This window comes from Tianxiuia mixotrophica, assembly GCF_050596425.1.
Classification (GTDB): domain Bacteria; phylum Bacillota; class Clostridia; order Peptostreptococcales; family Acidaminobacteraceae.
This window is the reverse complement of sequence record NZ_CP192292.1, coordinates 3,002,463-3,015,157: the sequence shown is the minus strand read 5'-3', so window position 1 is coordinate 3,015,157 and position 12,695 is coordinate 3,002,463. Positions and strand designations below refer to the sequence as shown.

Here is a 12,695-nt window from a genome sequence, read left to right as displayed (position 1 = left end):
GAATGCACACACCAGATATACTACTAATGGATCAGCAAGACAAGGTGGAAGTAAGTGACATGCTTCTTGCTAAGGTTCGCGAAGTGATTGAAGCCTCAATAGATTTTGAGGGCATAAAGGCCAGTTGTGAAATCAGCTTAGTTTTTGTGGATAATGCTCAAATTCAAGATATGAACAAGAACTATCGTGGCAAAGACAAGGCGACTGATGTACTAAGTTTTCCGCAGTATGATGATTTGGCAAACATGGAGACTTATCCAGAAGAGCTTGCTCTTGGTGATATTGTTATATCTTTAGAAAGGGCAACGGAACAGGCTGAAGATTTTGGACATTCTCTGGAAAGGGAAGTGTGCTTTTTAACAGCTCATAGTATGTTTCACCTTTTCGGGTATGATCATGATACGGATGAAAACACAAAAGAGATGCGAAAGCGCGAAGAAGCTGTTCTTGCAAAGCTTGGCATTACTAGAGAATAGGGGAACTCTAAATCTAATCGGAGGCTGACATGAACAAGAAATATTTGATATTAACAGCTGTTGTTGCACTGGCAATGACAACAGGGTGTGGAAATAGCATTTCTGAAACAGAAGCAGTAGCGAGTGAAACACCAACTGACGAAGTCACATCAACAGAAGTCATAGTGATTGATGAACCAACAGAGGACGTTGAAGTTGAAGAAGAGCCAGTCGAAGAAGAACCAGAAGCTGAGCTGGGTGCGGTGTCTACTTTAACAGGTATGCCTGTTGAAGAAACCGTACTCGAAATACGACCGGCTGTTGTGATGCTTGATAATCATTATGGAGCCCGTCCGCAGGCTGGATTGAGCCAAGCTGATCACATCTATGAAATTCTGGCAGAGGGGCGAATCACACGTTACATGGCGGTCTTCCAATCTGGAAGTCCATCACCCGTTGGACCTGTTCGTAGTGCTAGACCATACTTTATTGACAAGGCTTTAGAGTATGATCCTAACTATGTACATGTTGGCGGTTCTATGCAAGCGATGACTGATATAATCAATCTAAACATGGCTGATATAGATGGATTGTCTAGTGGGGCAAATGTGTTTTGGAGAACAAGACATAAGCGCATACCACATAATATGTATTCGAGCTTTGAAGCCATTCAAAATGAGTCAAAGCGTAAGGGGTATAGGGAATCAGGCAATTTTACAGGCATGAAGTTCAATGCGTCTCTCACCGAAATAGGTGGAGAAGAGGGCAAATATGTAAAAGCGGTGTATAAACAGCCCACATCACGGGACAAAGTTGGATATTATATTGAGTTTACTTTCAATGAAGAATCGAAGAAATATGAAAGGTCTGTCAATGGCAAACCACATCTTGATGAAAATGACGATAGCCTCTTAACAGCGGACAACGTTATTATTCAAATTGCAAAACATAAAGTAATCGATGATGAAGGTAGAAGAAGTATCGGTTTGATCGGTCAAGGAAAAGGCTATTTCATGTCAAATGGTGAAAAACTTGAAATCACTTGGAGTAAAGCTGATAGACATTCCAGAACAGTCTATGAAGACTTAAATGGCAATGAAATTCTATTTAATCCAGGGGTAACATGGTTCCAAGTTGTCGAAGGTGAATTATCGCTAGGATGGTGATCAAATGGATTATAAAAAACTTGTTGAGATAGCTTATGAAGCCATGGAAAAGGCTTACGTTCCATATTCGAATTTTAATGTGGGCGCTGCATTATTAGGCAAATCAGGTAAAGTATACAAAGGTTGCAATGTGGAATGTGCTTCATTTGGCGGAACAAACTGCGCTGAAAGAACAGCCCTTTTTAAAGCCGTTTCAGAAGGCGAAAGAGAATTTACGGCCATTGCAATAGTGTCAAGAACCAGAGATATCACAGCCCCATGCGGAATTTGCAGACAAGTGCTTGCAGAGTTTGGAACAGATCTAGATGTAATTCTTGCAAAGGATCTGGAGTATAAGGTATATAAGCTAAGCGAATTGTTACCGCTTAACTTTACAAGCGACGAGCTTGATAAATAGGAATATGTATAAAATCCAGCCCAGCTGGATAAAATGGAGGGAAAAGACTTGGAAGAATTCAGGTCGGGATTTGTCACAATTATTGGACGACCCAATGTCGGTAAATCGACACTAATGAACAACATTCTCGGTGAAAAGATAGCAATTATGTCTTCAAAACCGCAGACGACGCGTAATAAAATTCATGGAATACACACCACAGAGAATTCACAGGTGATTTTTCTAGACACACCTGGTGTTCATAGGCCCAAGAACAAACTGGGTGAGTTTATGGTGAGTTCAGCTATGAACACACTAAAGGAAGTTGACCTAGTCTTGTTTTTAGTTGATGACTCAAAGAAAATTGGACCGGGCGATAAGTACTTGATTGACCAACTTTCTAACGTCAAGACGCCTATTATTCTGGTGATTAATAAAGCGGATCTGCTTGACCCTGAAGACCTGCGTGCTATTGTCGAGAATTATAAAGAGTATGATTTCTTTGAAGACATTATTGCAATATCAGCTCTTGAAAATAAGAACGTTGACTTTCTTCTTGGAAAGATTTCAGATTACATGGTGGAAGGCCCGATGTACTATCCTTCTGACATGATCACAGATCAACCGGAACGTGCCATTGTATCAGAAATCATTCGTGAGAAACTGCTCATGTATCTTGATCAAGAAATACCGCATGGTGTCGCAGTGGAAATCGAGACGATGAAAAAGCGTGGAAACAAAGATATCGTTGATATTCAAGCGACGATTGTTTGCGAAAGAGACTCACATAAGGGAATTATTATCGGCAAAAACGGCAGAAAGCTGAAAGGCATCGGTAAAAGCTCTCGTGAAGAGATTGAACGTCTGCTTGGCTCAAAAGTCTTCCTGGAACTTTGGGTGAAGGTTCGATCGAACTGGAGAGATAGCGACGCACTGCTAAAGAATTTCGGCTACCGCCAAGATTAAGCTGACATATTTTTCGCCTTTCGTGAGCTCACCAGGAGGTGGAAAATGGCAAAGCTATTTGAAATGGATTTTGACATCATCCTCAAGCAAATTGAGGTATGGTTTGCGCTAGGCGAAGAAGAACGTCTAAGAGAATTTGCAGAGGATGCATATGCTCAGGATATTGCAGAACTTCTTATAGAACTGGAAGATGAACACAGAGATTTATTCTTTGGATTATTGAATATTGATAAAGCATCTGATGTTCTTGAAGAAATGAGTGCAGAAATGTTTTCTGAGTTAATTGGTTCACTCAGTGAAACAAGAAAAGTCCTTATTCTGGATGCGATGTCTCAGGATGATATTGTTGACCTTTTGGGCGAACTTCCAATTGAGAGACGTAAAGAGATCATCGCATACCTGAATATTGAAGATGCTCGAGATGTTGAGGAACTGCTGGTCTATGAAGAAGATACGGCCGGCGGTATCATGACAAAAGATTTTGTTGTTCTTAACAAAGAGCTTTCTATTTATCAGGCGATTGACACTCTGCGTGAGACGGCGCCCGATGCTGAAACCATCTACTACGTGTTTGTGGTGGATAAAAAAGAACGACTTGTAGGCGTCATTTCACTCAGGGAGCTGATCGTATCTAAGCCGAATCAGCTGATAAAAGAAATCATGAATGAGAATGTTCTTTCTGTGAATGTGCATGATGATCAGGAAGAAGTGGCATCTATTGTTAAGAAGTACGATTTACTTGCAGTACCAGTTACGGATGATGAAGAAAGACTACTGGGTATTATCACAGTTGATGACGTTCTTGATGTTATTGAAGAAGAGGCAACAGAGGATATTCTTAAATTTGCAGGTTCTTCTGAGCTAGAAGACATTGAAGAAGAGCGCTTTTTTAAAAAAATTCTAGTCTCTGTTAGATCACGACTTCCGTGGCTAATCATTACTATATTTGGTGGCCTGTTAAGCTCCAATGTTGTTAAGAATTTTCAAGGGGTCATTGATAAAGATGCGACCCTGGCCCTCTTTATGACCATGCTTGCGGGTATGGGTGGTAATGTTGGGACACAATCATCCACATTAACTGTAAGAAGTATTGCAATGGGTTTTATTGAAGGTTCAGAAGTTATAAAGACGGTGACACAGGAAATGCTTACAGGTCTTTTCGTAGGTGTTGTCTGCGCAAGTATATCGGGCGTAGCGGCAACTATGATAGGCGGCAGTCCCATGATAGGGGTTATTGTTGGTTTGTCCATGTGTGCCAATATGTTCACAGCTGCAACAATAGGTACAATTGTACCCATCACATTTAAAAAAATTGGTGTCGATCCAGCGGTTGCTTCTGCGCCGTTTATAACGACGATTGTCGATATTACTGGTCTGACGATTTATTTCACACTGGCGACAATTTTGACACAAACAATTCTTTAACAGAAAGGTTGCAGTGCCATGTTCTTTACGTCTGAGGCCATTGTACTAAAGCGGACGAAACTGTCTGATAACGATATGATCCTGACCTTATTTACTAAGAAGGCAGGCAAGATGGATGCCATCGCCAGCGGTGCAAGACATCCCAAAAGCCGATTTGCTTCTGGAGCCCACCCATTTGTATTGGGGCGGTATAATTTATCAACTGGAGGCAATCTGGCGAAAGTCACAAGCATTGATGTGCATGAATCTTTTTATCATTTAAGAGAAGATCTAAGCAAACTCGCCTATGGTTCATGGTTTCTTGAACTGGCTGATGCGGTTTGTGTTGAAGGGGTTACCAACCACAGACTCTTTAACGATCTTATTGAATCCATTCATGTTCTTTTAGAAGATGATATGAATGCAGATCAAATTAAAGTGGCTTATGAAATGAAATTACTAGACTCTACAGGTATTAGACCTATTCTGAATGAATGTATTCATTGCGGTGCGACAGGCGACAGAAAATGGCAATTTTCAGTTCCTGAGGGTGGCATTGTTTGCGAAAACTGCACTGGAAATTTTGAATCCCTTTTCAGAATGGGAAAGACTCTACCCAAAATAATGATGTATTTTTTGTTAAAAGATATGAGAATTATATCTAAAACGAAAATCCATGATTCATATATCAAAAAATTGGATATTATATTAAATGCTTATTTGCGACATCATTTGGACAAAAACAATTTTAAAAGTTTGGATTTCTTAAATTCAATCCGAAATACTCACGAATAAGGAGTGGTAGTATGTCAGTGACTTTAGAAAAGGTAGATGAAGTAAGAAACAGAACAGGTGCATCTTATTCAGAAGCTAAAGAAGCGCTTGAGTTTACAGGTGGAGATGTACTTGAAGCCATTGTTTACATTGAGCAAATGAGACAGGAACCGCCTAAGAAAGACAACTTTAAGGATGACCTTTCAGACCGTGGTTCAGAGATTATTGAAATGCTAAAAGAACTTGTGAAAAAAGGGCAAGTGACACGAATCCTGCTTCAAAAAGATGGCAGTACGGTTCTTGACATTCCTATAGTAGCAGGTGCTGTAGGTGCTTTAATATTTACAGGTGCCACAGCGGTTGGAATTTTAGCTGCTTTAGCGACGGGGTGTGAACTCATGATCGTTAAAGAAGACGATGATATTATTGATATAAGAGAAATCTTAGAAGACACTGCTGAGACCGTTAAGGGAAAAGCAGAAGAAGTTATGAAAAATTTCTCAAAAGAAGACAGTAGGGTCTATAAGAATGAAGCGAATAATGAAGAGTCCCCTGAAGACCAAAAGGCATCAGATGATTCAGATGAGGGACTTCACGAAGAAGAGGACTTTGTTATCAAAGCTTCGTTTATTGAGGACGATGATAAGGACAAGAAAGACGAGTAAGAATGTTGAGTAAACGACATGTAGGCTTGTTTTTCCTTCGCTTCTATGCTAAAATCATAAAAAATCAACATACTGGATTTTGACAAGAAACCTAAATCTGGTGTGTCGCGTGCGATGAGAATGAGTAGTAGTTTGTAACCGGAATACTAGAGAGCTGATGTGGGTGGAAGTTCAGCATGAAGGGCAAATGAATGGCACTTTTGAGCACATAACCAAAGTGGATGCCATGCATCAACGAGGGTGGAACCGCGGAAAATAAACCTTTCGTCCCTTGAATGTACATATTCGTACATATCAAGAGATGAGAGGTTTTTTTATTGTAAGGCAGGATATAGGAGGTGAAAGCATGGACGTGAATAAATCTGAGGTTGCCCAGTATCTAATGCATGTCAGATCAAGATCATCAGCGTTCTCAAAACAAGATTTTAAAATGATATTCACCAAGCTCTACTATATCCTTGTAGACTTAGAAGACTTGTCACTGCCTGGATTTAAACAGTATGAGAGCAGAAGCGCATCAAGTTCACAGCTTGGACAAATATGTGAACTGCTGGATTCTAGTGGGGATGACAAGTTAGGGAAGGTTTTAGAGCAAAAACTCCTTGTTTCCATTTTAGAAGTGACCATGGGGAATTTACTGGAACTTTCCAATAAGAAACTGGAGTATGTGATGGACATTTTTGTACAGTATTACTACAAGGGTGGCGTCAGAGATAGCGATGAAGGCGTATTACAAAGTGATTTTGTTTTAGATAAACTTACAAAGGGCTTTGATTTGAAAACATTAAAAAGAACCGTATAAATGAAAGGGAGTGCGTGAATATGGGTACACAAGTTTCAATGGATAAAATTGTATCTATGGCAAAGAACCGAGGTTTTGTATTTCAGGGTTCTGAAATATATGGAGGTCTTGCAAACACATGGGATTATGGTCCTCTGGGCGTTGAACTAAAGCGTAATGTCAAAGCGGCATGGTGGAAAAAGTTCATTCAGGAATCCCCTTATAATGTAGGTGTTGATGCTGCTATTCTTATGAACCCTCAAACATGGGTGGCATCAGGTCACGTGGGTGGTTTCTCGGATCCACTACTTGATTGTCGTGCTTGTAAGTCAAGATTTAGGGCAGACCAGTTGATTGAAGCCTATTTAGCGAAAAAAGGTCAAGAAGATGAAGTGGTAGATGCTTGGACTGTTGATCAAATGAAGCAGTATATTGATGAAAATGATATCAATTGTCCAACATGTGGCAAGAAAGATTTCACTGATATTCGTCAGTTCAACCTCATGTTCAAGACTTTCCAAGGTGTGACTGAGGATACAAGTTCAGAAATTTTCCTGCGTCCTGAAACGGCTCAAGGTATTTTCGTAAACTTTAAAAACATTCAGCGTGCTTCACGTAAGAAGGTTCCATTTGGTATAGGCCAAATTGGTAAGTCCTTCCGTAACGAAATTACACCAGGCAACTTCACATTCCGTACACGTGAGTTTGAGCAAATGGAACTGGAATTTTTCTGTGCACCAGGTGAAGATTTAAAGTGGTATGAATACTGGAAACAGTACTGTATGGACTGGCTACTGAACTTAAGCATGACTGAGGATAGCGTTCGATTCAGAGACCACTCTGATGATGAATTGTCTCACTACTCTAATGCAACAACAGACATTGAATTCCGTTTCCCATTTGGTTGGGGTGAACTATGGGGTATTGCTGATCGTACAGACTTCGACCTTAAAGCCCACCATGATCATGCTGGCAAGGATCTGATGTATCAAGATCCGGTAACCAATGAAAAATACATTCCGTACTGTATTGAACCGTCACTAGGCGCTGATCGTGTGACGCTGGCCTTCTTGATTGATGCATACAATGAAGAAGAACTTGAAGATGGTTCTACAAGAAACGTTATGAAGTTCCACCCAGCTTTAGCACCATTTAAGGCTGCAATCTTCCCACTGTCTAAAAAGCTGGACGAGGATGCTGTTAAAGTGTTCGAACTGCTAAGCAAACATTTCAACGTTGATTATGATGTGTCTGGTTCAATTGGTAAGCGTTACCGTCGCCATGATGAAATTGGTACACCATACTGCATCACTTATGATTTTGATTCACTTGAAGATATGTCAGTGACTGTTCGAAACAGAGATACAATGGAGCAGGAACGCATTAAGATTGATGATCTTGTTGAGTATATTGGTGAAAGAGTAAAGTTCTAAGACCACAATAAAAACTGTCATGGAGACAGAGTGACACATATTAAGAAATAAGCTCTGAAAAGTGCACATGATTTAAGCTCATGGCCTTTTCAGAGTTCTTTTTAATCTAGGCTATGTGGGTCTAGTGTATAAAGTTTTAAATTAACAAGCCAGGATTCCATGGAATTCTGCATTCATCATGATTCACTTTTTAATCGGGTAGTAAATATATAACTTGGGTATCTAGTAACTGGAACATACTAGTACCTCTAATGTTGAGACGAATTAAACTGATTTGTTTGGTCTCACTTGCGTACAGTATATTGCAACATACAGGCAAATAAAAATCAATTAATGTACACTATAAAAAATAATTTAATAAAAGTGCACACTATATATTGCGTTGTATAAAATATTAGTGTAATATATACCTGTGTTAAGGATTTAGCACATGATTCGTGCACACGAAATGAGGGGGGTGGCGCAAATAGAGCTCAAAGAAAGACAGATAGAAATACTAGAAATTATAAAGTCTGATCAGCCCATTACGGGAGATGCGATTGCAAAGAAGTTAAGTGTAACGCGGTCAGCACTCAGAACAGATCTGTCAGTTCTTACTATGTCTGGGCTAATATCTGCAAAGCCGAAAATCGGATATTTCGTTAACGAGAGTGATACACTTGACAAACCGCCTGAACCACTGAACCACAGATGGTTAGAGCCTGTAGGGAGTTTGAAGTCGATGCCGATTGTTATTGATGAGAAAACATCTGTTTACGATGCAATCGTCACACTTTTCCTTGAAGATGTGGGCACAATATTTGTCACCACGAAAGGCTGTCTATCAGGTGTGGTATCAAGAAAAGACTTCTTGAAAACCACAGTGGGTGGAACGGATGTACACAAAATACCCGTGGCTATGATTATGACACGGATGCCTAATCTCGTAACAATTCGGCCAGAAGATTCCTTACTCAAGGCTGCACAGAAAATAATAGAACACCAAATTGATTGCTTGCCTGTTGTAGAACCTGTTTCGCAAGGAGATGAAACTTGCCTTAAAATTGTGGGTAAAGTCTCAAAAACAAACATTACAAATCAGTTTGTTGAAATATGGAGTAAGGTTCAGGGAGGAACTCATGAGTAAAAATTATAAAATTTATATTCTCTCGGACTCAGTAGGTGAAACGGCAGAGATGGTGGCTCGTGCTGCTGCGGAACAATTCAAGGGTACAAATTATGAAGTTAAAAAGTTTTCCTATGTGTCAACAAAGGAAAGCATTGTACAAATGATTGCTGAAGCAAAGAGAGAAGAAAAAGTCATTGTTGTGTTTACAACAGTGCTCCAAGAGTTAAGAGAGAAAATTGTTATGGAGTGTAAGAAGAATGATTTACCATACATAGACATTCTTGAACCTCTTATGAACAAATTTTCAGACCTGCTCAAAATGGAGCCAATTAATGAGCCGGGTATCATTCATAGACTTGACGAAAAATACTTTAAAAAAGTAGAAGCCATTGAATTTGCGGTCAAGTATGATGATGGCAAAGACCCTCGAGGCATTAAGAAAGCTGATATTGTTCTAATCGGTGTTTCAAGAACTTCAAAAACACCACTGAGTATGTACTTAGCACATAAAAATGTGAAGGTAGCCAATGTGCCCCTAGTTCCAGAGGTGCCAATACCGGATGAATTATATCAAATACCTACAAATAGAATTATTGGTTTAACAACCGACCCGATTAAACTTAATGAAATTAGACAAGAAAGACTAAAGGCACTTGGATTAAGCAATACTGCGACTTATGCCAATGTGGATAGAATTTTAGAAGAATTGGAATATGCAGATAAAATTATGAAAAAACTGCAGTGTCCAATTATAAATGTTTCCAACAAGGCTGTTGAAGAAACGGCTGGAATCATTTTAGATCTTGTCAAAAAACAAATGAAATAGGACCTGAATAAAGAGGTGGATCATGATGAAATATGTTTATGCTTTTGAAGATGGCAAGGGTGATATGAAGTCACTACTAGGAGGTAAGGGCGCCAATTTAGCTGAAATGAAGCGTATTGGACTGCCGGTTCCTCCAGGATTTACAATTACAACTGAAGTCTGTAACAAATACTATGAAGACGGGAAAACAATGGCTGATGAAGTCATGAAGCAAATCTTTGACCACCTAGCTGAACTTGAAACGAAGACAGGCAAGGTGCTTGGTGGAAAAGACAATCCGCTACTTGTTTCAGTTCGTTCAGGCGCTGCTATTTCTATGCCGGGTATGATGGACACTGTTCTAAACTTGGGTATGAACGACGAAACGGTCTTAAGAATTGCTGAGTTAACTGGGAATAAAAGATTTTCTCTAGACAGCTATAGACGTTTTATTCAAATGTTTGGAGATGTTGTGCTTGAAATTGAAAAGTACCACTTCGATAGAGTCTTTGAAGGCATAAAATCGGAAAAAGGCGTGGAAAACGATGTGGATCTGGATGCAAATGACTTATTAAGAGTTATTGAAGAGTACAAGAAGGTTGTTAAACTTCAAAAAGGATTTGATTTCCCACAAGATCCTAAGAAACAGTTAGAAATGTCTGTTGAAGCGGTGTTTAGTTCATGGAATAACCCGCGTGCGATTATTTACAGAAATGCAAATGAAATTCCGCACAATTTAGGAACGGCCGTAAATGTACAGTCAATGGTATTTGGAAATATGGGTGAAGACTCAGGAACAGGCGTTGCCTTTACAAGAAATCCATCCACTGGAGAAAAGGTATTGTTTGGTGAGTTTTTAATGAATGCCCAAGGCGAAGATGTTGTAGCGGGTATTCGTACACCGTTGCCAGTTTCAAAATTACAAGAAAAAAATCCTAAAGTCTACGACAGTTTTGTTGAGGCTGTCAACCGTCTTGAAAATCACTACAGAGACATGCAGGATATTGAGTTTACAATAGAAAAAGGACAACTGTTTTTCCTTCAAACCAGAACGGGCAAGCGTACAGCAACAGCCGCTGTAAATATTGCTGTTGATATGGTTGAAGAAGGCCTTATTACAAAAGAAGAAGCTCTTTTACGAATCAATCCAAAGGATATTGATAAACTGCTCCATCCAACTTTTGATGAAAAGGCATTAAATGCAGCAGATATGCTGAGCAAAGGACTGCCTGCATCTCCAGGTGCGGCTTCTGGGAAGGTGTATTTCTTCTCTGAGGATGTTGTTGAAGCCAAAAAAAGAGGCGAAAAAACAATTCTTGTAAGAACTGAGACATCCCCTGAAGACATTGAAGGCATGATTTCATCAGAAGGAATACTTACAGCAAGAGGTGGCATGACATCCCATGCGGCTGTTGTCGCTAGAGGTATGGGAAAATGCTGTGTTGCAGGCTGTAGCGAAATCCACGTGGAAGAACAGCAAAAGTTTTTCAGAGTGGGCTCAAGAACCTTTAAAGAAGGGGATTATATCTCCCTTGATGGTAATACTGGTACAGTTTACCAAGGGGTTATTGAAACGACAGAAGTTGCCCTTACAGGCAAATTCGGTCAAATAATGGACTGGGCGGATGAAACCAGAAAGTTAGGCGTTCGTACTAACGCTGACACGCCACATGATGCAAAGGCTGCAGTAGACTTTGGTGCTGAGGGAATTGGGCTGTGTAGAACAGAGCATATGTTCTTTGATGAAGATAGAATCTCTATTGTTCGAAGAATGATTGTTGCACAAGATCTTGAAGAGCGCGTGGAAGCCCTCAATGAACTGCAACCAATTCAAAAAGAGGATTTCATAGGTATATTTGAAGCCATGGAAAGTAGACCAGTGACCATTCGTCTGCTCGACCCTCCGCTACATGAATTTTTACCGCATGAAAAAGAGGATATTGAAGCTCTTGCGAAGTCAATGCACATGCGGGTTGATAGACTTGAAGAGATTGTTAATACACTTTCTGAATTTAACCCGATGCTTGGACATAGGGGCTGTCGATTGGCTATAACATACCCTGAAATCTATGCAATGCAGTGTCGTGCCATATTTGAAGCCATTGTTCATGTATCGAAAAATGAAGGCATTGATATTCATCCTGAGATTATGATTCCACTGGTAGGTCATGATAAAGAGTTGTCGATTTTAGGGGATATGGTTCGTGAAATCGGTCAACAAATCCTGACAGAAGCCGGTGTGGATGTTGTCTACAAAGTTGGTACCATGATAGAAGTTCCAAGAGCAGCACTGATTGCAGATGAAATCGCAGAACATGCAGAGTTCTTCTCCTTTGGTACAAACGACTTAACCCAAATGACTCTAGGCTTCTCAAGAGATGATGCGGGTAAGTTCATTGGCGAGTACAAGCAGAAAGATATATTCCAAAGAGATCCTTTTGAGTCTATTGATCAAAAGGGTGTGGGCAAACTTATGAAGATGGCGGTTGAGCTGGGACGTTCAAAAAAACCTGATCTAAAGATTGGTATTTGTGGCGAACATGGTGGAGAACCTGCTTCGATTGAGTTCTGTCATAAGCTGGGCTTTGACTATGTTTCTTGCTCACCGTACCGTGTTCCGATTGCAAGACTTGCAGCGGCTCAGGCGGCAATTCGCAATAAATAGTGTAAAGTTCAAAAAAAAGCGTATATATAAAACAGAGATAGAAATAAGGGGCAGCGTTCTTTACCGGACGCTGCCCTTTGCACTTTAAAATAACAAG

Annotated in this window: 12 protein-coding genes; all 12 read left to right on the top strand. The window is 40.0% G+C overall.

All coding sequences use genetic code 11. The annotated features are described in order from the left end of the window. The first annotated feature begins 2 nt into the window (after positions 1-2). On the top strand, positions 3-476 hold the full coding sequence (ybeY, locus tag ACQ4KW_RS13245) for an rRNA maturation RNase YbeY (protein ID WP_430882959.1): 474 nt from the start codon (positions 3-5) through the stop codon (positions 474-476). A 29-nt stretch (positions 477-505) separates the two neighbouring features. Continuing rightward, positions 506-1,621 carry a DUF3048 domain-containing protein gene (locus ACQ4KW_RS13240; protein ID WP_430882958.1) on the top strand — a complete coding sequence of 372 codons (1,116 nt, stop codon included), beginning with the start codon at positions 506-508 and terminating at the stop codon, positions 1,619-1,621. Positions 1,622-1,625: 4 nt separating this feature from the next. Continuing rightward, positions 1,626-2,018: a cytidine deaminase gene (locus ACQ4KW_RS13235; protein WP_430882957.1), complete on the top strand. Its 393-nt coding sequence runs from the start codon at positions 1,626-1,628 to the stop codon at positions 2,016-2,018. Positions 2,019-2,051: 33 nt separating this feature from the next. Beyond that, a complete protein-coding gene (gene era, locus ACQ4KW_RS13230) occupies positions 2,052-2,963 on the top strand; it encodes a GTPase Era (protein ID WP_430882956.1) in 912 nt (303 codons plus the stop codon). 45 nt (positions 2,964-3,008) lie between these two features. Next, positions 3,009-4,388, top strand: coding sequence for a magnesium transporter (gene mgtE, locus ACQ4KW_RS13225; RefSeq protein ID WP_430882955.1), 1,380 nt, complete (start codon positions 3,009-3,011; stop codon positions 4,386-4,388). An 18-nt stretch (positions 4,389-4,406) separates the two neighbouring features. Beyond that, complete coding sequence (gene recO, locus ACQ4KW_RS13220) at positions 4,407-5,162, top strand: DNA repair protein RecO (RefSeq protein ID WP_430882954.1); 756 nt, start codon at positions 4,407-4,409, stop codon at positions 5,160-5,162. Between the two features lie 11 nt (positions 5,163-5,173). Beyond that, positions 5,174-5,806, top strand: coding sequence for a DUF4342 domain-containing protein (locus ACQ4KW_RS13215; protein WP_430882953.1), 633 nt, complete (start codon positions 5,174-5,176; stop codon positions 5,804-5,806). Positions 5,807-6,152: 346 nt separating this feature from the next. Further along, on the top strand, positions 6,153-6,608 hold the full coding sequence (locus ACQ4KW_RS13210; protein WP_430882952.1) for a hypothetical protein: 456 nt from the start codon (positions 6,153-6,155) through the stop codon (positions 6,606-6,608). Positions 6,609-6,628: 20 nt separating this feature from the next. Next, positions 6,629-8,020, top strand: a complete 1,392-nt coding sequence (locus ACQ4KW_RS13205; RefSeq protein WP_430882951.1) for a glycine--tRNA ligase — start codon at positions 6,629-6,631, stop codon at positions 8,018-8,020. Between the two features lie 430 nt (positions 8,021-8,450). Next, on the top strand, positions 8,451-9,146 hold the full coding sequence (locus ACQ4KW_RS13200; RefSeq protein ID WP_430882950.1) for a helix-turn-helix transcriptional regulator: 696 nt from the start codon (positions 8,451-8,453) through the stop codon (positions 9,144-9,146). Then, positions 9,139-9,954 (top strand): pyruvate, water dikinase regulatory protein, encoded by an 816-nt coding sequence (locus ACQ4KW_RS13195; RefSeq protein ID WP_430882949.1) that lies wholly within the window; start codon positions 9,139-9,141, stop codon positions 9,952-9,954. The genes ACQ4KW_RS13200 and ACQ4KW_RS13195 overlap by 8 nt, the downstream gene beginning before the upstream one ends. A 22-nt stretch (positions 9,955-9,976) precedes the next feature. Beyond that, positions 9,977-12,598: a pyruvate, phosphate dikinase gene (ppdK, locus tag ACQ4KW_RS13190; RefSeq protein ID WP_430882948.1), complete on the top strand. Its 2,622-nt coding sequence runs from the start codon at positions 9,977-9,979 to the stop codon at positions 12,596-12,598. Positions 12,599-12,695: the final 97 nt, after the last annotated feature.